This is a genomic window from Thiomicrospira microaerophila, assembly GCF_023278225.1.
Taxonomy (GTDB): Bacteria; Pseudomonadota; Gammaproteobacteria; order Thiomicrospirales; family Thiomicrospiraceae; genus Thiomicrospira; species Thiomicrospira microaerophila_A.
Genome location: NZ_CP070959.1, coordinates 2,326,654 through 2,350,201, shown reverse-complemented (window position 1 = coordinate 2,350,201; position 23,548 = coordinate 2,326,654). Strand labels below are relative to the sequence as shown.

At 46.7% G+C, this 23,548-nt stretch carries 26 protein-coding genes; 15 read left to right on the top strand and 11 right to left on the bottom strand.

The features are described from left to right. Positions 1 to 6 precede the first annotated feature (6 nt). The 5 genes from JX580_RS11440 to JX580_RS11420 all read right to left on the bottom strand — a co-directional run bounded on the left by JX580_RS11440 (position 7) and on the right by JX580_RS11420 (position 6,287). Positions 7 to 2,808 (bottom strand): molybdopterin-dependent oxidoreductase, encoded by a 2,802-nt coding sequence (locus tag JX580_RS11440; protein ID WP_248850669.1) that lies wholly within the window; start codon positions 2,806 to 2,808, stop codon positions 7 to 9. Positions 2,809 to 3,113: 305 nt separating this feature from the next. Continuing rightward, positions 3,114 to 3,875, bottom strand: coding sequence for an elongation factor-1 alpha (locus JX580_RS11435; protein ID WP_248850668.1), 762 nt, complete (start codon positions 3,873 to 3,875; stop codon positions 3,114 to 3,116). Between the two features lie 144 nt (positions 3,876 to 4,019). Continuing rightward, positions 4,020 to 4,892, bottom strand: coding sequence for a fructosamine kinase family protein (locus JX580_RS11430; RefSeq protein WP_248850667.1), 873 nt, complete (start codon positions 4,890 to 4,892; stop codon positions 4,020 to 4,022). Beyond that, entirely contained in the window at positions 4,882 to 5,526 is a 645-nt protein-coding gene (locus JX580_RS11425) for an ArsR/SmtB family transcription factor (RefSeq protein ID WP_248850666.1), read from the bottom strand. The genes JX580_RS11430 and JX580_RS11425 overlap by 11 nt, the downstream gene beginning before the upstream one ends. A 20-nt stretch (positions 5,527 to 5,546) precedes the next feature. Beyond that, a complete protein-coding gene (locus JX580_RS11420; protein ID WP_248850665.1) occupies positions 5,547 to 6,287 on the bottom strand; it encodes an MBL fold metallo-hydrolase in 741 nt (246 codons plus the stop codon). A 95-nt stretch (positions 6,288 to 6,382) separates the two neighbouring features. Here JX580_RS11420 and JX580_RS11415 point away from each other — a divergent pair, with 95 nt between their 5' ends. The 6 genes from JX580_RS11415 to JX580_RS11390 all read left to right on the top strand — a co-directional run bounded on the left by JX580_RS11415 (position 6,383) and on the right by JX580_RS11390 (position 10,193). Beyond that, on the top strand, positions 6,383 to 7,630 hold the full coding sequence (locus JX580_RS11415) for an MFS transporter (protein WP_248850664.1): 1,248 nt from the start codon (positions 6,383 to 6,385) through the stop codon (positions 7,628 to 7,630). A 56-nt stretch (positions 7,631 to 7,686) separates the two neighbouring features. Then, the gene (locus JX580_RS11410) at positions 7,687 to 8,604 is read left to right on the top strand and encodes an alpha/beta hydrolase (RefSeq protein ID WP_248850663.1); all 918 of its coding nucleotides are present in this window, start codon (positions 7,687 to 7,689) and stop codon (positions 8,602 to 8,604) included. Positions 8,605 to 8,733: 129 nt separating this feature from the next. Then, positions 8,734 to 9,120, top strand: coding sequence for a DUF6858 family protein (locus tag JX580_RS11405; RefSeq protein WP_248850662.1), 387 nt, complete (start codon positions 8,734 to 8,736; stop codon positions 9,118 to 9,120). 314 nt (positions 9,121 to 9,434) lie between these two features. Further along, a complete protein-coding gene (locus JX580_RS11400; protein ID WP_248850661.1) occupies positions 9,435 to 9,611 on the top strand; it encodes a hypothetical protein in 177 nt (58 codons plus the stop codon). After that, positions 9,595 to 9,771: a hypothetical protein gene (locus JX580_RS11395; RefSeq protein WP_248850660.1), complete on the top strand. Its 177-nt coding sequence runs from the start codon at positions 9,595 to 9,597 to the stop codon at positions 9,769 to 9,771. The genes JX580_RS11400 and JX580_RS11395 overlap by 17 nt, the downstream gene beginning before the upstream one ends. A gap of 23 nt (positions 9,772 to 9,794) precedes the next feature. Then, positions 9,795 to 10,193, top strand: coding sequence for a hypothetical protein (locus JX580_RS11390; protein WP_248850659.1), 399 nt, complete (start codon positions 9,795 to 9,797; stop codon positions 10,191 to 10,193). A gap of 155 nt (positions 10,194 to 10,348) precedes the next feature. On the opposite strand, the gene JX580_RS11385 is transcribed toward JX580_RS11390, so the two are convergent. The 4 genes from JX580_RS11385 to JX580_RS11370 form a co-directional block, all read right to left on the bottom strand. Next, a complete protein-coding gene (locus JX580_RS11385; RefSeq protein ID WP_248850658.1) occupies positions 10,349 to 11,362 on the bottom strand; it encodes a sensor domain-containing diguanylate cyclase in 1,014 nt (337 codons plus the stop codon). Between the two features lie 115 nt (positions 11,363 to 11,477). Next, positions 11,478 to 12,272, bottom strand: coding sequence for an ABC transporter permease (locus JX580_RS11380; protein ID WP_248850657.1), 795 nt, complete (start codon positions 12,270 to 12,272; stop codon positions 11,478 to 11,480). Next, positions 12,269 to 12,883, bottom strand: coding sequence for an ABC transporter ATP-binding protein (locus JX580_RS11375; RefSeq protein WP_248851927.1), 615 nt, complete (start codon positions 12,881 to 12,883; stop codon positions 12,269 to 12,271). Before JX580_RS11375 ends, JX580_RS11380 begins: the two co-directional genes overlap by 4 nt. 146 nt (positions 12,884 to 13,029) lie before the next feature. After that, positions 13,030 to 13,497 (bottom strand): Crp/Fnr family transcriptional regulator, encoded by a 468-nt coding sequence (locus JX580_RS11370; RefSeq protein ID WP_248850656.1) that lies wholly within the window; start codon positions 13,495 to 13,497, stop codon positions 13,030 to 13,032. Positions 13,498 to 13,616: 119 nt separating this feature from the next. On the opposite strand from JX580_RS11370, the gene JX580_RS11365 reads away from it, so the two are divergent. The 7 genes from JX580_RS11365 (at position 13,617) to JX580_RS11335 (ending at position 20,698) form a co-directional block, all read left to right on the top strand. After that, positions 13,617 to 14,054, top strand: coding sequence for a hypothetical protein (locus JX580_RS11365; RefSeq protein WP_248850655.1), 438 nt, complete (start codon positions 13,617 to 13,619; stop codon positions 14,052 to 14,054). Positions 14,055 to 14,183: 129 nt separating this feature from the next. Beyond that, positions 14,184 to 15,149 (top strand): AAA family ATPase, encoded by a 966-nt coding sequence (locus JX580_RS11360; protein WP_248850654.1) that lies wholly within the window; start codon positions 14,184 to 14,186, stop codon positions 15,147 to 15,149. A 15-nt stretch (positions 15,150 to 15,164) separates the two neighbouring features. Beyond that, positions 15,165 to 16,112, top strand: coding sequence for a DUF58 domain-containing protein (locus tag JX580_RS11355; RefSeq protein ID WP_248850653.1), 948 nt, complete (start codon positions 15,165 to 15,167; stop codon positions 16,110 to 16,112). Further along, positions 16,112 to 16,474 (top strand): hypothetical protein, encoded by a 363-nt coding sequence (locus tag JX580_RS11350; protein WP_248850652.1) that lies wholly within the window; start codon positions 16,112 to 16,114, stop codon positions 16,472 to 16,474. The genes JX580_RS11355 and JX580_RS11350 overlap by 1 nt, the downstream gene beginning before the upstream one ends. Next, positions 16,471 to 17,532 (top strand): vWA domain-containing protein, encoded by a 1,062-nt coding sequence (locus JX580_RS11345; protein WP_248850651.1) that lies wholly within the window; start codon positions 16,471 to 16,473, stop codon positions 17,530 to 17,532. Before JX580_RS11350 ends, JX580_RS11345 begins: the two co-directional genes overlap by 4 nt. After that, positions 17,520 to 19,361 (top strand): VWA domain-containing protein, encoded by a 1,842-nt coding sequence (locus tag JX580_RS11340; RefSeq protein ID WP_248850650.1) that lies wholly within the window; start codon positions 17,520 to 17,522, stop codon positions 19,359 to 19,361. The genes JX580_RS11345 and JX580_RS11340 overlap by 13 nt, the downstream gene beginning before the upstream one ends. Further along, positions 19,355 to 20,698, top strand: a complete 1,344-nt coding sequence (locus JX580_RS11335) for a hypothetical protein (RefSeq protein WP_248850649.1) — start codon at positions 19,355 to 19,357, stop codon at positions 20,696 to 20,698. Before JX580_RS11340 ends, JX580_RS11335 begins: the two co-directional genes overlap by 7 nt. Before the next feature lie 34 nt (positions 20,699 to 20,732). Here JX580_RS11335 and JX580_RS11330 read toward each other — a convergent pair whose 3' ends face one another. Then, positions 20,733 to 21,899, bottom strand: a complete 1,167-nt coding sequence (locus tag JX580_RS11330; RefSeq protein WP_248850648.1) for an NnrS family protein — start codon at positions 21,897 to 21,899, stop codon at positions 20,733 to 20,735. A 96-nt stretch (positions 21,900 to 21,995) separates the two neighbouring features. On the opposite strand from JX580_RS11330, the gene JX580_RS11325 reads away from it, so the two are divergent. Then, positions 21,996 to 22,421: an RrF2 family transcriptional regulator gene (locus tag JX580_RS11325; RefSeq protein ID WP_248850647.1), complete on the top strand. Its 426-nt coding sequence runs from the start codon at positions 21,996 to 21,998 to the stop codon at positions 22,419 to 22,421. 100 nt (positions 22,422 to 22,521) lie between these two features. Here JX580_RS11325 and JX580_RS11320 read toward each other — a convergent pair whose 3' ends face one another. Beyond that, entirely contained in the window at positions 22,522 to 22,725 is a 204-nt protein-coding gene (locus JX580_RS11320) for a hypothetical protein (protein WP_248850646.1), read from the bottom strand. Between the two features lie 624 nt (positions 22,726 to 23,349). Between JX580_RS11320 and JX580_RS11315 the strand changes: the two genes are divergently transcribed. Then, positions 23,350 to 23,532, top strand: coding sequence for a hypothetical protein (locus JX580_RS11315; RefSeq protein ID WP_248850645.1), 183 nt, complete (start codon positions 23,350 to 23,352; stop codon positions 23,530 to 23,532). Positions 23,533 to 23,548 lie beyond the last annotated feature (16 nt).

The window sequence follows — 23,548 nt, the reverse complement described above, 5'->3', positions numbered from 1 at the left end:
AACTCCTTATACTTTTTCAATTTTGATGGTGAACTCTTGCGAGCGGAAGCCTGCTACAACCGGGTCCACCTTATAGCCAATCAGATTGTTGATCGCACTTCCGAAGTTGGCGGCTCGCGTTAAGCTCTTGTTTTTAGAACCAAATGAGGAGTACATAAACGCGGTGTCCTCATGGATTTGATTGGTGACATAGGCTTTGCCTGTGACAAACAAACTGGGTGTTTCGTTATTGGTCACTTTAATAGCATCGCCGGTTTTAATTCCAAGTGCACCGGCGCGTTGGTCGTTAATCCAAATTCCGGTATGAATGTCTTCTTTAAAGACGTTAATGGCATGTAATACGGCATTATTAACATTGGTTGAACCGTGGGAAACGGTCGGTGTTTTACCATAGGTAAAGTAAAACTCGTCGCCTTTTAGTTTGTTTAACGAGCGTTGATTGCCATGAACGCCTGAAGGCATATCGGTTGCGAGCACACTAAAGTTAGGCGCGCGAGTTTTGCCATCCACGCGAAGTGAATCGTAGAAACTTGAATAGATTTCTAGGCGTCCTGAGGTGGTTAGGGCTGGAATTTTTCTAGGCATGGCATATTTTTCAAGCATGCTTTCCATCGACTCTACTTCGTAGATGCCTTGTTTTTTAAGTACTTGCTCTAGGTTTTCCGGCGTGGTTTTCACTGCACGAGCCATGCCGGCCATCCCCATTTGGCGGTATGCGGCGGTGTAGGGAGCCGGGTCATTTTTTGCTTTAAACTCTTGAACCAGTTTTTTGGCCATTTCAGCTTTTGGCCCTACCATTACTTCAAAACTTTGGTATAAACGATCTAGTCCGGCATCGCCTGACATGGCTTGGGTAAGTTCAAACAAAATATCGGTAGTGGATTTGGTGTCGTATAACGGGTCTATGGCTTTAAAGCGTGTGGTAACGCTAAGGTCAGGACTGATTCCGTTGTTGCCAATCACGATTTCATCGCGTTCAAGGTAGGTGGATTCCGGCAATATCACATCCGCATAGGCGGTGGTGTCGGAGGGTAAAACATCGACGGCCACTACAAGATCTACCTGATCACTGGATAGCATTTCTTTCCAGCGTCCAGCCGGGAAATAGTGATGCACAGGGTTGGCTCCAACCGCTAAAAAAGCTTTGGTTTTATAAGGCTTGCCGTTATGCAATAGCTTGCCTTCCACTGATTCATACAGCCCCGTGTCCGCCATAAATGGAATTGAGACATAGGGACGCCCCGCCGCTTTTTCTTGTTCCGAAAAGGCGAAACTCCACGCAGGATAACCATGATCAAAATTATCGCCGTTGGAGAAGAAATCGACCTGAGCTTTCCAACCCGGTAAGCCGGTCATGCTGGTTAATGGATTCGCCATGGCTTTACCTTCGACCCGCGCTTCGTGCATTTTTGCCGCAGTTTTATGGTACTTAGCTGAGTTCACCCAACCCCCAATCGTATCAATTCCGCCGATTAGCGTTTGTAAGGTCGCTTGTGCACGACGTAACATTTGAATATTGTTATAACGCGCCCCCATCCAGCCCGGATCAATGATTGCGGGTTTTATATGCGTGAATTCATAGGCGATACGAACCAGTGTTTTAGCATCAATGGTGGTGCTTTGTGCCGCCCATTCGGGGGTGCAATGGTCGATTTCTGCAAGCTGGGCTTCAAACACGGTTGATACGGTTTTGCCATTTACCTGTAAAGTTTTGCTAGGCAAACGCAGAGATGGATTGATAGGTTGTCCTGTTACATCGACATCGTTGTTGTTGGAATAGGCATTCACGGTTTTAATCGATTGGCTAAAGCCATCCCAAACCATCGGTTCGCCTTTTTCATTTAGCATCGGACGCCATTCACCTTCGTCGTTATAGAGAAGGAACGAAAGATCGGTATGCTTTTTACAGAAGGCTTCATCGTAGTAATCTTTGGTCATGATTTCTCGAATCAAAGCCAGCATGAAATCTAAGTCGGTACCGGGGCGAATACGCACCCATTCATCAGCAATGGCAACGGTTTCCGAAACCCGTGGGTCGAGGGCGACAATTTTAGCGCCGCGCTGTTTGGCTTCGGTGACTTGAACAGCACGCGGTACGTTGACACCGGCAATTGATGAGTTATTGATGACTAATAGGATATAGCGCGCATTGTCATAGTTAGGCAGGATTTCACCGTGGGGTTTAAAGTTGCCCGTTACAGAGTCGGTACCTAATTCGCCGGTGGTGACGCAGTGTTGCATCGGTGAGGCTAAGAAGTTAGGAGTGCGGTTCGCATGTGCAAAGGCAAACAGTGGGTTTAAGAAGAATACGCAGGTGCTCCAGCCGCCAACGATGGTCCACTCCCAAGGATCGAGGTTTTGGGATTTATTGGCAATATAGGCATAGGCTTCTTCCCAAGTCGCTTTGCGAAATTTCATTTCACCGCGTTTAGAGCCTTCAACGCGTATTAAAGGGGTTTTAATCCGGTCGGTATCATAGGTTTGGAATACGCCTGCCTGGCCGCGTGCACAAAGACGACCGCGATTCATTTTTGAAATCGGGTTGCCTTCTAGTTTAACCATGCGCGATTGTTCACCGTTGGTCAGAGTCCGCACTTCGACATTACAAAGACCGGAACAGAAGTTGCAAACGCTAAATGAGATTTTTTCTTCCATTTCATGGCGTTGTTTTTTTGCGAACTTTAAATCCGACCATGAAGGTAAGCTTGCCGTGGCCATTTTTGACGAGCCGACAACACCTATAACAGCGGTAGCGGCAGTGGTTTGTAAAAAAGCGCGGCGTGTGAGTTGTGGAAATTTCCAGGCCATATTCTTTAATCCTATGATGAGTGGCCCTTGGTATTACAGACCAAAGCTTTTAATTAGGCTTTTCTCTGCATCTAGGGCTCTTAAATTATTTTTGCACAATTCGATTCTAGAGAAATTTTGTGAACAAGAAAAATCAATACTTTTTATAAGGAAATATAAGTTTTATGAATGGATAAACCTAGTTTATAGCTGGGTTATTAGACCTAAGTCCTTATTAAGTTTAAGGAATTAGATGGTTTTAAAAGGGGGGATAGGTGATTAGAAGGCTTTGCAAATTGGTGTTTGCAAAGCCTTAATTTTTATTATTATTTTTCAGATAACCAAGCGTTTTGATCTGAGGTTTGACCACGCAAAGGCATAATCCACATTTGGTATAGCGATGTAAACAGCATGATTGCTGCCGCGATACTGTAACCTATGCCGCCAATCATCACGAACCATGCAAAACCAGGACTGAGTTTGGTGAGCCACCAGGCTGCAATATCAACAATCAAGAAGGCAAACGGGGTAAAGATAATCAACGCCTTAACCCAGGGTTTAAACCCAACCGCTAGCGAGAAGATCAAACCGACAAAAAAGAAGATAAACGAAATGCCAAATAAGTGGATGTGGGAGAGTCTGGTGAGTGTTGACAAGGCTTTGCCGGTATCCACTTCTGCAATACGTTGCATTTCGCTGAGTTTAGTGAAATCAGCCAATCCAGGCATGGTTGAGTGACAAGCGACGCAATACTGTTGCGTAATCGGCTTGATAATCGGTTCCCATTGTTCTTCCGGTGCGCCATCACGCGCCCATTTGATTAGCACAAGTTTTTGTTCGTTGGGAGCCATGTCTTTCATTGAGCCGTGAAGTTTGGCTTCAAGGGTTGAGCCTGTTCTGTTTCCATGATAACTGTAAACAATGTCATCAATGGATAATCCCGGTTTGCCATCCGCCATACCGTGTGAAAGCAGTATTTGCAGCCCTGCCATTAATAATCCTACCCCTACAACCAGAATATAACCCGTAAATAGGGCTTTAACCGATAAAGACAGACTCGGTAAGTTTATCCAAGATGTTTCTTTCATACCCAACTCCTTTGATGACACGTTCATAATTTTTGAATATTTTTCAATTTCTGTTCAAAGTGTAGGGTTTTTAGTTTGAACAATAAAATCAAAGTTTTTTATATAACCTCATAAGTTTTATTGTGATACCCAGTGCTCTTTGCGCTATCGGTTGGCTAATAACTGCGTTATAAGCTGTTCGGCTTGGTGTTGATAGTGACCGCCGAATAGGTTGAAGTGATTGAGAATATGGTACAGGTTATAAAGCGGTTTGCGTTGTTGATAGCTGGCATCTAACGGCCAGGCCTGGTTGTAACCTTGATAAAAAGCTGGGCTAAAGCCACCAAATAATTCAGTCATGGCAATATCGGTTTCGCGGTCGCCATAATAGCTGGCGGGGTCGTAAATAACCGGCTCGCCTTGGGCTGAAAAGGCGCTATTTCCTGCCCATAAATCGCCATGTAATAAAGACGGTACTGGCTGGTAGTGTTCAAAAAACACCGCTAGGTTTTCGGCCAGTTGTTGTCCTTTTTCGATTAGCCGCTGGCTAGCTCCCTGTTGTTTGGCAAGGGCTAGTTGCGGTTCAAGACGTTGCTGGCGATAAAAATCCAGCCATTCTTGCGTCCAAGTATTGCGCTGTGGGGTGTGACCAATAAAGTTATCCTGCTCCCAACCAAATTGGCTATGCTGCGTTTGATGCATCGCCGCTAAGGCTTGACCTCGTTTAAAATCATCGCCCCGCCCAGACAAGGCTATATATTCCATTAACAACCAGGCCTGCTGGTCGGTTTGGCCCAGGGCGATAACCTGAGGACAACGAATGGTTTGGCTTTGCTGAATATGCTGTAATGCCCAGGCTTCTGCGGCAAACACCGGGGCGGATTGTGCGCGATTAAGTTTTAAAAACAGTTTTGCTTGGCTTGTTTCGAGTAACCAGGCCTGGTGAATATCGCCGCCGGCGACCGGAGTGATGTTTTGGAGTTCGAGCGTTTGATTTAAGCTGTTATTCAGCGAGTGGATTAGGCTGTCAGAGAGCATGGCGGTAAGCTTGCCATTCCGGATAGCCCTCGGCCAGGCGTTTGGCCTGAATGCCGTGTTGCTGCAATTGATCGAGCGCCTGTTGCGACCACATGCAATAGGGGCCGCGACAATAGACAATTAAGGTGCGATCCGTGTCGAGTTCCGGCAGTTTATGCGCCAGTTGTTCAATCGGGATATTAATCGCCTGCGGAATATGACCGGCGGCATATTCGTCTTCCGGGCGCACATCCAGCAGCGTATAGGGTTGTTTGATGTCTTTTAAGGCTTTAAGCGAAATCGGTTCAAATGGCGTGTTGGGTTGTAAATGAGTTAATAACAGGGTTTGCATCGAATCCAGTTGCGATTCGGTCACTTCACGTAAACTGACAATCAAACGAAATACACTGGGATCACTCAGCGCATAGACAATACGTTGACCCTGGCGTTGGCTACCCACCAGGCCTGCTTGTTTTAGGGTTTGCAGGTGTTTGGAGACATTGGCAATACTCAAGCCGAGTTTTTGATGCAAGGTATCCACGTCGCACTCGGTTTGCACCAGCACATCCAAAATCATCAGCCGATTCGCATGCCCCAGCGCCTTACTGACCTGCGCCAACTGATCAAACAAATTGTATTTAAGAGAATTCGCCATGAACGCGATTATACACCAGTTTATTTAAATGCCGGATTGGCATTAAATGCGATGATTTTGTCCATACCTTCGGGGTAGGGCAGCATCGCGCCGAGTACGGTTTTTTTAAAGTCTTCGCGGCTCATGCTTAGGGTGGGGTTGTGGCGTTTTTCAAAACCGATGGTGGAAACCGGTTTACCGCTAATGCCTGCGCCGCAAACACTTCCCGCTTGCGCGCCAGGTAGTATTTCCATATAGTCGGGCAACACCAAGAGTTTGTTATGAATCGAATCATAGAGTTTTTCAACCATTTCTTGTTCGCGTCCGCGCAAATCAGGGCGGCCGACACTGCCGACAAATAAGGTATGACCACTGACTAAAAACCAAGGTTCGTCACAGCGGGATTTGTCGGTCACCAGTAAACAAATGCTGTCTTCGGTATGACCGGGCGTATGCAAAACCTGAGCGTGAACATTACCGGCTTTAATCACTTGACCATCCGCCAAGGGGGTAAAATCGCACTGCGCCGGTGAGTCCTTAAACAAACAGTATTCGCCCCCGGCACGCTTGGCGAGTTCAAGGCCGCCGGTAAAGTGATCGGCATGCACATGGGTATCGACCACATGGCTAATCGTAACGCCTTTTTGCGCCGCCTTTTCTAAGTAGAGATCGACTTCTGAGGTGTGGACATCGACCGCAATCGCTTTGCCTTGGCCGACACAATACAGCAAATAAGACAAGGAACCGGGTTCAGAATCGGGTGTGTGTTGGAATAGAAACATAGTGCAACCTCGGGTTAATTTTACATTTGGAATTGACACTATACGATCTTGTCGGCTAATATTCAACCACTTAGTTGAATATTAAGGGCAGATTGATGCACACACAGATTAAACACGGTATAAAAGCCAATCTATCACAAATCAGTCAGCAACTGATTCAAGTCTTTTTGGTCGGTTTGGCGCTGGGGATGACGCGCACAGTGGTTCCAGGCCTGGCAGAAACGGAGTTTGGTTTGGCGGCGCAAGCCTTTATGAGCCTGGTGATGTTTGTCTTGGTGTTTGGCTTGGTAAAGGCCAGCATGAATTTGGTGGCCGGGCATTTAAGTGAACACTATGGTCGTCGCCGATTATTGGTGATTGGCTGGTTGTTGGCCTTACCGGTGCCCTTTTTGATTTTTTACGCCCAGAGTTGGTGGTGGATTGTGTGGGCAATGGTGTTTCTCGGCTTAAACCAAGGCTTGTGTTGGTCGATGGCACTGAATAGCAAGCTTGATCTCGCTAAAACCAATCAAAAAGGTTTAATCAACGGTCTGAATGAGTTTTCCGGTTATGCCGCTGTGGGTATAGCCGGTTGGTTAACCGCCTACTTGGCCGAAATTTATGGTGCGCGTGATGCATTACTCGGGTTCGGTTTAGTCGTGATTTTAGTCGGCTTGTTGTTAGCCTTATGGAAAGTATTGGATACCCGACCTTGGTCAAATTTGCATCAACAGCAACATAACGACCAGTATGGCGATGATGGTGAAAAGCAAACGCTGGCGCAGGCGTTTAAAGTCGGCACCTTTCAGCACAAACAAATGGTTGCGCTGAATCAAGCAGGCCTGGTGGAAAAGTTTATTGATGCGCTGGTGTGGATTTTTATGCCGGTGTATTTATTGTCGCAAACCCAAACGCTAGTGCAAGCCAGTGGCATTATTGCTGTTTATGGCGTGGTGTGGGGCGCGTCGCAACTGATTACCGGTCCGGCGTCCGATAAGTTTGGTCGTCGTGCTTTGATTGTCGGCGGTTTTTGGCTGTGTGCGCTGACCAGCATAACCTTTGTCTGGGTGGATTCGGTTGCTGCCTGGTCAGTGTTAGCCGCCTTTATGGGTTTCGGTATGGCGATGCTTTACCCAACGCTCGGTGCCGCGGTGGCGGATTACAGCCAGCCTAAACAACGCGCAGGTCTGTTGGGCGTCTATCGTTTTTGGCGTGACTTTGGTTATGCGGCGGGTGCCTTGTTAATGGGCTTGCTGGCTTTCTACACCAGCTCAGTCGTTTGGCCGTTTTACTTTGTCGGCGGCATGATGTTTTTATCCGGATTATGGGTATACTTAGCCTTGCAGCCGCATAAAACGGTTTAAATCAGTTTAACTATTAAAACAAAATAAAGCTTAACCCATCTCTGTAGGAGGAGACTATGAAAAATCGGATGAAACAGGGTTTAAAACAAACCCTTATGTCTAGCTTATTAGCGAGCAGTTTGGCATTTGCAGGCCTGGTCAATGCTGAAGAAATCAAACAAACCTGGCAGGGTAAAACCCTGAATGCCAATTTAGAAATGGCTGATGGCAAAAGCTACAGCGATGAATTTGTGCTGCTGCTACATGGCACTTTGACGCATAAAGGGCGTTCGACCTATATGGCGCTGCAGCAAAATTTGGCTGAACAAGGTATTAGCTCGCTATCGATTAATTTATCCTTGGGTTTGAATGACCGTGATGGCGAGTACGATTGCGCCGTACCGCATACCCACAAACACACTGATGCGCTCGATGAAGTAGGCGTGTGGCTGGATTGGTTAGAGCAGCAGGGCGCGCAGCAGGTTACCTTGATGGGGCATTCTCGCGGCGGCAATCAAATCGCTTGGTTTGCGACCGAGCGTGATCGTGATTCGATTGCGAATGTGGTGTTATGGGCACCGGCCACTGGCGCACAACAATCGCATGAAAGCTACGAAGCAAGTTTTGGCAAACCGATTGCACCGATTTTAAGCCAAGCGCAACAGCAGATTCGTGCCGGTAAAGGTGATGCGTTAATGCAAGGCATTGATTTTATTTACTGCCAAGATGCGCAGGTAACCGCGGCGGCGTTTGTCGATTATTATGACATTAAGCCGCAATTTGATACCCCAACCTTACTAAAATCGGCTAAAAAACCGACCTTGGTGATTATTGGCTCAGACGATGATGTGGTGGCTGATTTACCCGGCGCGATTGAAGCATTAGGCGATTTGGCCAAGGTGCAAACGGTGACCATTGACGGTGCCGATCATTTCTTCATGGATTTTTATAATGAGGATAGTGCGGTAGCAGTTGCTGAGTTTATTCGCCAGTAATAAACGTTATTTAACTAGAACGATAAAAATATTTTAAAGCTGTGTTATAAAATATTTTTTATAATGCATAAGCCATCCTAATGACCAGGCCTGGTGAGGATGGCTTTTTTATTGGTAAGGAGAAACCCAATGCAACAAACCCTATTTAAAGAAAAGTATCCGATTTACACCCTAAGCTTTAGCAAAGCAGAATCTAAGTTCGATAGTGTTGATGCTATTTTGGACGATTTACAGCAAAAAATTGAGGCGCACCCCAAAGCCGTCTTTATCGCGCTCTTTGACCATTACGCCCATACTAAAAGCATTGGTGGCGAGATTGGCGAAGGTATTTTGGATGCCAAAAACATGATTCTGTGCTTTGGTATGCAGCTCCCTTCACCGGAGCCGGTTGCGGTCAGACCGCGTTCAATCGGTGTAACGGATATGGGTGAGCATTTTGTGGTCAATTTTATGGAAGCGCCGAACCCGATTGCGAACGAAACCATGGAAAGCTGGGTAAAATCGCTGGTGCGATAAAACATAAGAATTGTGAAACAAATTGAATACAGAGCGTTGTTGGCCAGTTAAAAATGAAGCCAACAACCCTTAGTAATTTCGTTTTGATTAACCAAGGTTTCGCAGGCGTTGGGGGCTGTCGAATAGTTGTTTACCAACCAGACGCAGGGCATCAATGTGCCAAACCCGGTCAAATACACTCAACGCAAAAAAAACCGAAGAGCCGTAGTAAGGTACGGCGATCAAGATTGTATTTCATAGTGAGGTATCATTTTCCGCGACATTTGTTCTCTGTTACAATTTAAATTAATTGAAAATTTGGAGTGAAGTGAACGATGTCTTATCATTTTTTACTTGAGCGCGAGCCTTCAGATAAAGAGCTTAAAGCCCTGACTGATGCCGCCATCATTGCTGTAAAAGAAAAGAAAACGCAGGCGCTGGATAGTTTTATGAATCAGTTGAAACAAGATTTAATCAATTTGAAAAAAATTCAGCATGCGCAGCAATCTTAAACCCAGTTTGATTATTATTGCGGGGCCGAATGGTTCAGGTAAAACAACGATTACTGAACAAGGCTTGGGGCATGATTGGTTTGAAGGGTGTGCCTACATCAATCCAGACAATATTGCTCAGTCTGAATTGGGTGACTGGAATAATGCGGATAACAGCTAGAGGCGGCCAAACGTGCAACGGCATTGCGCTATGAACTGCTGACGGCTAAAAAAAGCATTGCTTTTGAAACAGTATTTTCGTCAGACGAAAAAATTGATTTCATTATCAAAGCGAAAGAACAAGGTTATTTCATTCGATTATTTTTTATCTGTACGTCATCCCCGACGATTAATGCTTCTCGAATAGCATTGCGTGTTATGGAAGGTGGCCATGATGTTCCGATTAGAAAAATTATCAGTCGTTATCAAAAATCCATCCTAAACGCCTATCGAGCATTAAGTTTGGTTGACAGGTTTTATCTCTATGACAACAGTGTTGATGATCACTCTCCCGAATTAATCGCTCGATTTAGTCATGGGAAAATCATCAAACGCTATGCAGTATCGCAGCCCGAATGGGCTGAGATATTTTTAGAAGAATAAGCCTAGCACTTAATCGCAAGATTATTGAAAACCAACGCACGTACTAATTAAAAAGTTACTCAAATATAAATCAGGATTATTTATAAGCTGTATGTTTGCTTATTTTTATATGACCTTAGGTCTGGTAGGGGTTGCAAGATTAGTCGATTAATCCATTACTGATCTATCAATGCTTGGTTAGGTTGATAGATTTCAACACGATTGCGGCCATTTTGTTTCGCTTTATAAAGCGCAGTATCGGCCTTTGAAATTAGCTGTTCTGCGCTGTCTATTTCTTCCCGTACAGCCACTCCAAAACTGGCGGTAATCGTTTGTTTTAATGCAAAGCGATGACCGGCAATGGCTTTCCTCAGCTTTTCTGCTAGATGGCGCGCGCCATTCATATCGGTTTCTGCGCAAAGGATTAAGAACTCTTCCCCACCCCAGCGTCCAGCGACATCGGTAGCACGCGTGTTTTCTTTGAGTAGCGTCGCAATCCTAACCAGAGTTTGATCGCCGACTTGATGGCCGTGGGTATCGTTGATGATTTTAAAATCGTCAATATCAAGCAAGATGACACCAAACGGGTGAGGGTAGCGCTCAACGCGCTGCATTTCTGCTGCCAGCACGCGATCGAGTTTATAGCGATTATACAGTCCGGTTAGTCTATCAGTTATATAGAGCTGCTCTAGTTCTTTGTTTTTGAGGGCGAGCTCTTGGGTGCGTTCAAGCACCTTGTGTTCAAGTTCGGCATTTAACTTTTCATATTGCGTGTTTAAATAGTTCGCCTGTTCCATTGCCTTACGCATACGCTGCTCGGCTTGCTTGAGGTCTTTGATATTGCGCGATACGCCCGCGATAAACTCCACTTTGCCATCGTCATTCACCAAGGGGATAAGCAGGGTGGACCAATAATCATCATTAAACCCGGGTTCTTCATAGCTCATAGGTTCGCGACTGGCAATGCAGTGTTGATAGCGCGCTTGGATGTCACGATACATTTCTGCTGGCAGGATGGCATCCAAGGGTTGCTGCATATCCACGCCTTCCGGGAAGGCCTTTTTCTGAACCGGGTTATAGTCATGCAGATAGTAGCGCCCATCGCGAACTTGGATGATAAACATCGAATCCGGTGAATGCTCCCAAAGTAGGTGCAAACTTTGCAATGGTGGGTTAGTTAACGAGGACATAATGAACGCATTTTTCATCCAGAAATGGTTTTTTTAAATCTTAGCGTAAAAATTCTAGCCTTGCTTGACTAAGTTTTTTTAAGTAGGCCATTGAGCTAGTCATTTAACGCGTTTTTTACTTTGTTTTGATCAATCCCTCCAATCTTAGGCGTTGGCGGTGGTCGAACAGTTGTTTGCCGGCTAGGTGCAGGGCAATCAGGGTGCCAAACCCGGTGGAGGCGACAATCAGCAGCATAATCAAGATTTGATATTTCACCGCTTCAATCGGCGCGATACCGGCTAGAATTTGGCCGGTCATCATGCCGGGAAGCGAAATAATCCCGGCGGCCACCAGCATATTGATCACCGGAATCATCGCCGCGTGCAGACTTTGTTGTTTGATAAACTCCAGCGATTGTTTGGCGGTTTTGCCGAGGGCAAGTTGGGCTTCAATGCGTGCGCGCATTTGCACGGCATTGCGGGTCATGGTATCCAAGCCCAGCCCAATCGCGGTCATGCTATTACCCAACAACATGCCGAGTAATGGAATGGCGTATTGCGGTTGATACCAAGGGTCTGGCTGAATGGTCAGGGTGAGTACGCCCACCAGCAACACCAAGGAGGTGAGTGAAATCGACAAGAACCCAATCAGTAGCGCATGCCATTTAGCAAAACGATACTGCTGGCGTTGGATAATTTCATAACCGGCTGCCCCCAGCATAATCACACTGACCAGCGCCACGAGCCACAGGTTTTCAGAGGTAAACACATAGGTCAGCCAAATGCCCATAAACAAGAGCTGCGCGACCATCCGTGTCGTGCTCCAATAAAGCGAAGGCACGCGTTTAAAGCCGTTTAACCAGAGCACCACACCGAGCAATACCACCAATGAAGACAGGGCTAATAAATCCCAATAGCTGATAAAGATCATGCGTTGCCCTCCTCTGCAGCGCTAAACTGCCAATGTAATGCCGATGAAGCGAGGCGCATTTGTTGTTGCGGATCGTGGCTGATCCAAAGCGCACAAGCTTGATGTTGCTGCACATAGTCTTGGATTAGCTGCTCAACCTGTTGTTCGGTTTTCGGGTCAAGGTTGGCGGTAATCTCATCCAGCAATAAGACTTTAGGCTGATAAGCCAACCCGCGTAACAGCGCGAAGCGTTGTTTTTCACCGGATGAAAGTTGATCAGGATTTTGTTCAAATAATCTGCGCTCTAAGCCGATGGCGGCTAATGTTTTATCCGAAACAGGCTCATTAAAATGCGCACTAATCTTGTCTAACCACCAAGCTGTTTCCGCGGAAAAATACATCACTTTTTGTCGCCACTGTGCAGGCGTGATCGTTTGTTGGTTTAACCAGGCCTGGTTATCCAACAGGAGGGTTTCACCTTGATGCTCAATCAAATCCGCCAAGGCTTTTAAAAACTGCGATTTACCGCTCCCCGATTCGCCGGAAATCATGCCGATTTGCCCCGCCGACAAGCTCAAAGAAACCGGGTTTAGCATACCGGACGCATAAATAGATTTGGCTTCAAATATCATCAATTCTTAACCGCCTTTGAATTAGCTGTTTTTAGGTTAGGTCTATTAAAGCAAATACGTTGCTGGTTAATCACGATTTCGCCGTTTTTTTGCAGGCTATTTAAATTTCGATACAGGGCTTCATGGCTTAATCCCAGCTCATTCGCCTAGGCCTTTTTTGTTTGCGTTAACTGGTAGCATTCGCCATCGCCCTCGGTAAACAGAAAGTGCAGGATACGTTGCTGCGCCGTTTTTAAACTAAGGCGCTCAACTTGATTGCGGAGGCGTTTAATTTCTTGGGATAACAATTGAATCCACATGTCACGAAAGGCCGGATAATGAAGATCCTGTTTAAATTCCGCGATTGGAAAAGCTAACAAATGACTATCAACCGAGGCGTGCGCGTCACAATGATATTGGTGATTAAATACACTGGCTTCGGCTAAAAATCCCTGATTAATCACTTGTAGCACACATTCTCCGCCGCTATTGAGGCAACGCGAAAGCTGAATTTGACCGCTTTCAACGAAATACAAGAACTGAGGTTGTTCACCGACGTGAAATAACATTTGCTTGGCTTTTACCACTTTGGATCGCGCCAATTTAAGCAAGGGTTCGGGCAAGCTTCGTAACATAGTGGTTGTATTCTTTTTTGCAGATGTATGATTCAAATCATACCACTGTTTTCCAGCTAGAGATTAGTATGATGCGTTAACAAAAGAAAAATCGCGCGTTTATTCTAAAGGGAAAAGTTATGATTTCATTAAGCCGTTTTTTAGCACCAGGCCTGGTGGCGTTAATGGTGGTTTTTAGCTTGCCTTTGCAGGCGGCGGAGCAGATTGATTTGCGCAAAAGTTTGGGTTTAACCCCGGCGGAAAAAGCGGAGTTTTTGGCCGAAATGCAACAAATGCTCGGCAGTATTCAAGGCGTGATTCAGGGCATTGCGTTAGATGACCGCGACATGATTATCAAGGCCGCACGCTATTCAGGTAATCGTATGGCGCGCGCGACGCCTGATTCGGTGCGTGCGAAATTGGATGACGAATTTAAATCCATCGGCGGCCCGACGCATTTAATGTTTGAAGAATTGGTGATTCGGGCCGAGACCGATCCAAAAGAGGATCTTTTGCAGTTTACGGCTAATATCATGAACAATTGCATGACCTGCCATGCAAAGTATAAAGTCGATTAGTTATAAACCCAATTAAATCCAACCCAAAAACATTTAGGGGTCAACCAGACCTGGTTGGATTGCATTGTTTTTTTTAATCCAGTAGAGTATTCAACCAAAGAGTTGAATAAAAAACCTTAAGGACGTAGCATGTCAACACAACAGGCGTTTATGGCGCTGAAAACCCATTTACAAAAAACCATTGTCGGGCAGGAAGCCTTGCTTGAGCGCATGATGATTGCGATGCTGACCGGTGGGCATGTTTTATTGGAAGGCCTACCCGGTTTGGCGAAAACCACGGCGGTTAAAACCCTGTCGAAAGGGGTGCATGCGAGTTTTCAGCGGATTCAATTTACGCCGGATTTGATGCCCGGCGATGTGATGGGTTCGGATATTCTCGACCCCAACACCGGCGGGCTGACGTTTGTAAAAGGGCCGATTTTTAATGAAATCGTGCTGGCGGATGAAATCAACCGTGCGCCGCCGAAAGTCCAGTCGGCGTTGTTAGAAGCGATGGCGGAAAAGCAAGTCACTGCTGGTGGTCAAACCCGCGCCTTGCCGGATTTGTTTATTGTGATGGCGACGCAAAACCCGCTGGAACAAAGCGGCACCTATCCTTTGCCGGAAGCGCAGATGGATCGTTTTATGTTGCATGTGGTGTTGGATTATCCGACTGAAAGCGAAGAACTCGAAATCCTGCGTCGTGATCGTGCTAAACATTATGGCACCGATGTTGAACCGGATACCTCGAGTTTAACGCCACAAAATGTGCTGGATGCCCGCCGTGAAGTGGCGGAAATGCATGTGGCTGAACCGGTTGAAAAATATTTGGTGGCGTTAGTCGCCGCAACCCGCAAACTGGATTCTCTGGATAAGGCATTAAGCGGGGTATTGGATGTCGGTGCTTCGCCTCGCGCGTCCTTGGCGCTGCTGCATGCCGCCAGTGCCTATGCTTGGTTGCAGGGGCGAGATTATGTCACCCCCGATGACGTTGCCAGACTTGCACCGGATGTGTTACGTCATCGTTTATCGGTCAGTTTCTCTGGACGGGGGCAGGGTTGGGACAGTGAAAAGCTGGTAAAACGTCTGCTCGAAACCGTCCAGGTTCCGACTTAGGATGAACCCTTTCTAATGGGCATAGTGGACTGGTTTAAAAAATGGCGCCATAGCTCGGTTAATTCGGGTCATGCGATGCATCAGCCCTTGATGTCGCAAGCCGATATTCGGCAGTGGGGGCAGACGATTGAGGCGTACTTTGCCAGTTTGTCGCCCTCGCAACGGCTGAGTGAATTGAGTTTGCTGGGTGATCAAGTCAGTCGATTTCGCGGGCAGGGTATGGAGTATGAAGAAAGCCGTGGTTATCAACCCGGTGATGAGTTGCGTCATCTGAATTGGCGTTTAATGGCGCGCACCGGCAAACCCTCAACCAAGCTGTTTCAAGAAGACCGACAGGCGCAATGGGTGATTTTGCTCGATCAACGTCAAGCGATGCGTTTTGCCACGCGCGGGCGGTTAAAAGTCGAGCAGGGCTTAAGGCTGGCGGGTTGGTTGGCTTGGATTGCGCAACGTCAAGGGATTAAGCTGCAAGCGCTTGGGTTATCAGAACAGCTACAGGTTTCGCCGATTTTAGAAGGTCGGCAGCTGTATCCGGCAGTGATGCAGCATTTTAATCAACCTTGTCCACGTCGTGACCATATCATCGAGCCGAGTTTTCTGGATGTTATCCAAGGTTCAAGCCAGCACTGGCCTTCCGGCAGTCGCATTTGGTTGATTTCGGATTTTGCCGATATTGAACCCGCGCACCAGGCCTGGTTAGCGCAAATCAATCATCGTTGGCAGCTGAGTGCTGTCGCCATTTATGATCCAGTAGAACAGCAATTAAACGCCAAGCAAAGCTTATCGCTGGCGGCGCAAGGCCAGGTTTATAAACTCAATGCGCAACAGCAACAAGACTATAACCATTGGGCGCGCAGCCATAACCCGCTGCAAACCTTAAAACGCGCCGGGTTAGACACCTTTTCGTTTTCGACAGTGGATAGTTTGCTGGGGCACCCTTTTCTAGCCAAGGCGAGTGCGTGATGAATTTGATGGATATTGAATTGTTGAGCGCACCGAATCCTGAGCCAAGCAGTCAGCTTTGGGTTTACTTGGCGTTAGTCGGTTTGTTGTTTATCCTGCTAGCGATGAGTGTTTTTTTGTGGCGACGTGGGTGTTCCGTTAAACTCCAGCTTAACGCTTTGAAGCGGCGTTTAGCGCAGGGACAGCCGGTGCAATCCATCGCGTTAGATGTGTTTAAGCTGGTGCAAAGCCGTTTGCCATTAAGCAGCGAACAGCGCAGTCAACTTAACCAGGCCTGCTTTTCACCGCAAGGTGTTTCACGTGAAACCTTTGAAACTCTGTTAAACCAGTTGATTCAACAAACCAAGGAGCGGAATCAATGAGTCCTTGGTTTGATTGGCAGTTTGCGCAACCGGCTTGGTTTTGGTTGCTGTTACTTTGGCCGCTGTTGCAATTGCTAACCCAACCTTGGCGCGCAAAAACGCAAGCCAGCGACAGTGCGAATGTGTTTTTTCATCCACGGATTGCGGCCTTTTTTAAAAGTCAAACCGGCAGGGCGGCGCAACCTCAAGCCGCATTCAGTCGGTTAGGTTATGGCGTGAGTTTTGTGCTAAAAACTTTGATTTTAATCAGCCTATTGGCGGCACTGGCGAACCCGCAACGTCAAATTGAACAAGCCCCTAACATCAGTAGCCAGCCGGTGCGCGATATTGCGCTGGTGGTGGAAAGCTCGGTGAGTTTTATTCTCGAAGACTACCAACTTGACGGTCAAGCCGCCAGCCGAATGGAGGTGGTGAAATCGGTGTTAGATCAATTTATTGGCGGTTTAGCGCATAATCGGTTTAGTATTGCAGTTTATGCCGAGCAGGCCTACACGCTGGTGCCGATGACCGCCGATGCACACGCGGTGCGCGCGAATTTGCAGCGGTTACAACCCTATTTGGCCGGACGCACTGATCCGGCGATGGGCGAAGCCTTGGGGTTAGCTTTGCGTGAAGTCGCCAACCAGCAGAGCGAGATTGAAAAACGTATTTTGGTATTGGTGAGTGATGGTTTACAAAGCCAAAGCCGGATTGAATTATCGGCAATTGTGGATTATGCCGAATCACTCGACGTGCCGATTTATACCATCGGCATTGGTGCCGGTTCGTTGGAGGCGGATCAACGCCGTTATTCCGGGTTGATTTATCAGCCGATAGAAACCGCCAGTTTGCAGTTCCTCGCGCAACACACCGGGGGTCAGTTTTATCAGGTCGGCGGGGCAGAAGATTTAAGCCGCGTGTTAGCCGCGATTGAGCAGCATGAAGGCGTTGAAACCCAAGACATGAGCCAAGCGCGTTGGCGCGAAGAATCGCTGGCGGTTTATCCTTTGGGGCTGGCGCTCGGTTTGTTTGCCCTTTGGTGGTTGTTGAGCTTGGGGGGGCAGCGATGGAATTTTTAAGCGCGCTGGAGTGGCGGCAACCCTTGTGGTTATCGGCGTTGGTTTTGCCGTTTATTTGGGCAGGATTACACCAGGCCTGGCAACACAAACAGCAAGCCGATTATGCCGAAAAGCGCTTTTGGCCTTGGGTTAGGCAGGGCGGTGGCGGTTGGATCAAGCCGGCCTGGTTGCTCAGCAGCGTTTGGCTGTTGCTGGTGATTGCCTTAGCCGGCCCACGTTGGGCTATGCCGCAAACCGAGCCAAACGAACATCAAGGCGTCGATACGCTGGTGTTATTGGATTTATCACGCTCGATGTCAGCGCAAGATATGGCACCGAATCGGTTGGTGTTTGCGCAAAATCTATTGGAATCGCTGAGTCGTCGTGTGCAGCCGAATGATCGTTTTGGCTTGGTCGGTTTCGGTGTGCAGGCGCATTGGGCTTCACCGCTGAGTTGGGATAAAAGCCTGTTTAATCGTGCGCTCTATTTGTTATCCGCCAATCAATTGCCTTTAGCCGGGTCACAGCTTGATCAAGCCATCGGGTTTGCGCTCAATCATCTCAACCAACCCAGCGTGGTGGTGTTGGTCACCGACAGCGCAACCGCCGATGCGGATCAGCTAAACGAGATGGTGACGCCATTTCAACAGGCCGGACATGATTTAATTGTTATCGGTGTGGGTCAAGATCGTCCGGTGTTTATGCCGGATTTAACCCATCCTTCAGGCTGGTTTCATCATGAAAACCAAGCGGTTTCGGTGCCGTTAGAACGCGCCGGATTACAAGCCTTAGCGCAAAAGTTTAATGGAAGCTATGTCGATGCCTCCAGCCAAGCCAGCCTATTGCAGCAGCTGGTGGCGCAAATTGAAGCCAAGGCTTTGCCGCAAACGACGGAGCAAACCAAAACTGAATACCGTGATTGGGCTTGGCCGTTTATTTTGCTTGCCGCGCTGTTACTGATGCTGAACTTCAGCGTTCGCTGGCCAAGCCATTCTTCGAGTGCCTTATCGCTGTTATTGCTGATCGGGCTGTTCAGTCAAGCCCCAGACGCTTGGGCGCAACCCCAGTTAGAACACCAAGCCTTTGAGGCGTTTGCGCAACAAGATTTTGAACGTGCCGAGCGGCTGTATGCCGATTGGTCACGCATAACCCAAAACACTGTCGAGGCTTATTTGGCCGCCTTGGGGGCGGGCAATGCCGCTTATCGTCAAGCCAATTATGCACGCGCGGTGTTTTGGTATCGTGATGCGTTATTGCATGCTGATCATGATTCACAACGCGCGCAAGCGCTCTATAACCTTGGTAACAGCCAAGCGCAGCTTAAACTTTGGGGCTTGGCGGTGGAGGCTTATCAAGGCGTATTGGTGTATGCGCCAAACCATCAAAACGCGCAACATAACTTAATGTTGGTTGAAGCCAAACTCGCTGAGCTATTAGCGCAAGCGGTTGAACAACCGGAAGAACAGGGCCTAAGCCGACCACGCCAAGACTTAGAAAGCGCGTTTCGCGGCGGCCAATCAACCGGAGGCGGTGGCGATGGCGACCCTAATGATTGGGGCGAAGCGCAGCAAGACCGTGAAGGCCAACAACAGGCTGAATCCCAAACCCAGCAACGCCCAACCTTGTCAGACCAAACAAGGGTTCAAGCTGGTCAATGGCAACTCAATACCCAGGCACAAGCCAGTTTAAATCAACAACAACGCCAGCGTCGGGTTGAAGGCCTTAGCCTGAAGTTAAACGAATTAGATGATGATCAAAGCGGCTTGTTAAAACACCTATTTGAACGTGAAGCGGGCTTTCAAGCGCGCCAAAACGAGCCGCAGGTCGTCGAAGGAGTGCAGCCGTGGTAAAAGTATTCTTCATCCTATTCGGGGTGTTGTGGAGTTTCAGTTTAATGGCCGAAAGCCGAAGCCTGCTTTTGGGTGAAAGTTTCACCATCAGCTTAACCGGTCCCAATCTGCAACAGGATTATCAAAAACTAGATTTAAGCGATCTAAAGCGCGATTTTTATATTGATGATTCGGCACAGACCAGCCAGCGAATTCGTCTGAGGTTAACCCCTTATCGAGCGGGGCAGTTTAGTATTCCATCGTTGCAGGCGGGTGATTTACAGATCCCTGCCCAAACCCTTGAAGTGCGCGAAAACCCAGAGGTAGAGATTAAATGGTCAGCCTTGCCACTCCAAGCCTGGCAAGGCCAGCGTGTTAGCCAAAATGTGCAGGTGCGGCTAGAGAATGCCGATTTACCAGTACAAATGCGTGCAGAAGAGCGAGCTGATTTAATCACTTCGGCACAACCGATTCAACAAACCTTGAGCCAACGCAGCGGACAGGCTTCAAGCAAAACCTTGGTGTTTAGTTATGCTTATGCGCTGCCCATTGAACCCGCTCAAACTACTGAAAAAGTCATGCCTCAGCCTTATATTCAAGTGCAAAACCGCCAAGGCGGGCGTTGGTTATTTTATGCGCCACCACATCAAATGGCCGTCATGCAGCGGCCGCATTATCTTCCGGCGGATATCGCGGTGGGCAAGTTTGGCTTGGAGATTGAACGGCCATTTTTTCACCAACGCGGTGAACTTTATTATCAAACCTTAAGGCTCAAAGGCGAACAAACCGCACGTTTGCCGCAGCTTAACCCTTGGTTTATGAGTTTAAATCAACCTGAAGTCGAAACCCTACAGCCGCAATCTAAACCTAGCACTCAACTAACCGAAGCAGGCTTGCTAATGCACCAAACCCTCACGCAACCTTATCGCATTAACCAACTTGGCACACGATGGGGTTGGGGGCAGTGGCCGGAAGTTCAGTTGAATGTATTTGACCCCACCACCGGCAAACTCGACAAGCTGGTGATTCCGGCGCAGGCCTATTGGGTATTGCCTGCCGGCTTGTATTATTTTGTTTGGCTAGTCGGTCTGCTGATGCTTGGCTTGATTGGGTGGAAACTGCTCCAGCAAACCCGATTGGCTTGGTTATGGCTAAGATGGCATTGGCACCGCAAGCAAGCTAAAACCCCGCTACAACAATGGCAAGCCTACCAACACTGGGCGCAAGCCCGTGGGCTAGGTCACTGTCCCACCCAGCAGGCCTGGTTAAACGCTTATCAACAAAAGTTCGGCCAAAACGCAAAACACCAACGCGCTCTCCAACAACTGAGCCAGGCGCTCTATCAAAAACCAGAATGATCAAAATCTATTGGATGTGATGAGCTATCAATAACTATAAGGTTAATGAACTTTTCGGTTCGACCGGATCGGGTTTTGACAAAATCGGCCAATACAGAATAAATAACCCCGCAAACCCTGCTATCCAGCCCCATTGCGCTAACTGAATCCAAACCGAATAAAGTGAGGGCCAAATAACGGGCATAATTACTCTAAACAGCGCCGCTAAAGCCAGTAGAACAAACACCCAAACCAAGCCTTTTGGGGTGTGGTATATGTTGCGTTTAGTGTGACCCAAACTAATCCGTGCCATCATTGCCGAGCATAACAGGCCAATACCGCCTGCCGCCAGGGCGTGAATTGCGGTTGTAGGCATTACTAGCTGCAATCCCACCAAACCAATCAACGCGATACCCAAGGTGATAAACCCATAAGACAGATGCAACGGCCAGAGCAAAACCTGTCGCCAAATGCCCTTGTCATACCACCAGGCCTGGCGAATAGCGAAAACGATTGCTAAAGGCCAAGCAATCAGAGTTAACCAAATGGTATTGGGGAGCAAAATCCAAGCCAAGCCTAATACCAAAAAGCCAACCAGCGCGACTTGATCTAATCGCGTATGATTTTTAACTTCGGTTAGCCCCAGGGTTTTTTCGGTAAAAAACGGCACCAAACGCCGAATCATCACTAGGTTAATGGTTAACACTAAAAACAAGGCTAATACCAGTGTATTCGACAACCAGGCCTGCTGATAAACCGCGGCATAATAAAAAGCAATATGGCTTAGCCAAAGCGCAAAAAACAACGTGGCTAAGCCGCTTTGCGCCTTTAGGCGTCGCTGCCAAATCGGCCAACTAAACACGATCAACAGACCCAAACCAAAAGCCAAGTCGAACAGCGCGACCCAGGCCAAAGGCCAATTCAATATAAAACCGAGCCGTGCTAACAACCAACAAGCAAATAAACCGGCTAACGGCCAGCCTGATGCGGTTTCCATGCGTGTCCAGTTCATTGCTGCGGTCAATAAAAAGCCGGTGACAGTGGCGAGGGCATAGCCAAAAATCATTTCATGCGCATGCCAGTTTAGCGGGGATAAGCCGGAGAAGGAACTATAAGCCGATGGCGGGGTGTGCCATTGCCACCACCAAACGATCATCGAGATCACGGCAAAACCAACAGCCCCGAGAAAAAACAAACGAAACGCACGGTTTAATAAATACATAAGCCCTCTGGCGGATAGCAAAACGCTAAAACATTCATTTAAAATAGATGTTTTAGATTATACTTCAAACCTACTAAAAACAAATGGATTTAAACCATGCAGCTCACTAAACAAACCGACTATGCATTTCGGGTGTTAATCTTTATTGCATCCAGACCTGACGACCAGCGTTCAACCATTAATGAAATCGCTGAACGCTTTGCCATTTCGCGCAGTCATCTAATGAAAGTGGTTAATAAGCTGGTACAGCATGGTTTTTTAGCCTCAACGCGCGGCGTTAAAGGAGGGCTAAACCTAGCCTGTCCGGCAGAAGCGATGAATGTAGCGGAGATTGTGCGTTTGATGGAAAGTCGTTTAGAACCATTTGAATGTAACCACCCACCCTGTGTTTTACATGGAGGTTGTGCATTACGAAGTGTATTTGATCAAGCTCGTGACGCGTTCTTGCAAACACTGGCGGATTATTCGTTAGCGGACATCGTAAATCAGCAAAGCCGACAACGACTGTTTTTTGGCATATAAACCTAATAAAAGTATAAATTGAGATTAACTTACTTGGGTTAGCAATAGAGGGTAGTGAAGAGTAACTGGGCAAAAACGTGTTTTACCCAGTTATATAGGATTAGCTACGACCGAAAAGGTTCAAACCACCTAATAAACCGCCTAACAAACCTGTTACAACAGATAGTACATTGCTAACTAGTCCAGTCACTGTTCCTAACAAACCGCCAAGAAGGTTGTTTCCACCACCTAGCAAACCACCTAGGTTTAGTAAGCCGCCAGATACGTGTTCCATTTCTTGCTGTGACAATTTTTCTATAGCCATGGTAAAACTCCTTAAGTTAAAAGTCCGCTCATTGATAAGCATAGTCATTTAAGTATATATCTTTAGTATTGTCAATTGATTTGTTCGTTAATTTAAAAAATAATTGATTTATATTAGGCTGGTATATTATTTATACATATAAAAAGTATAAATTGTCATTTTTAGATGAAGGATCCGTGGCTTTATTGTGTATAAATACTGAGTTTTATATGTAAAATCAATACTGAATATATTAGGTTTTATAACGATAAGTTTTGCAGTTGGTATTATTAATATTTATCCCTGTTACGTTTAGTGATTAATATTTTAATTTTAAAGACTGTAGTTATATAACATTATGATTTTGTGTGAATTAAATGTATTTCATTAATTTTTTACATAGAATATAGTATATTATTTATAATAAAATACGTTATTTGGTATAGTTTTTATATTAAGTATAATAACTATACTTTTTTGATAAAGTAACTTATTTTGCTATAGAAATATTTTATGAATTTAAGCTGTTATTTCTGTTGACAGTAAATATCAATTCGCTCTACTATGTAGTCACTGTTTAAGCGAATTAGTCGTTTTAATAGGTAATGTTTTATATTCTATTTTAATAAGCTAGGAGTTGTAATCATGGCAATGCAAGAACTTAACAAGCAAGAAATGAATGAAGTATCTGGTGGTTTAGGTATCATTATCGATCGTAACCCAGTTATCAATGCTGACATTGATATCACCCCATTTGGTGTGTTTAGCTTGTTATCTGGTTTATTAGCAGGTCTAACAGGTTTCTTAAGCAACCTAAGATTGTTTTAATTTATAAGTGAGCTTC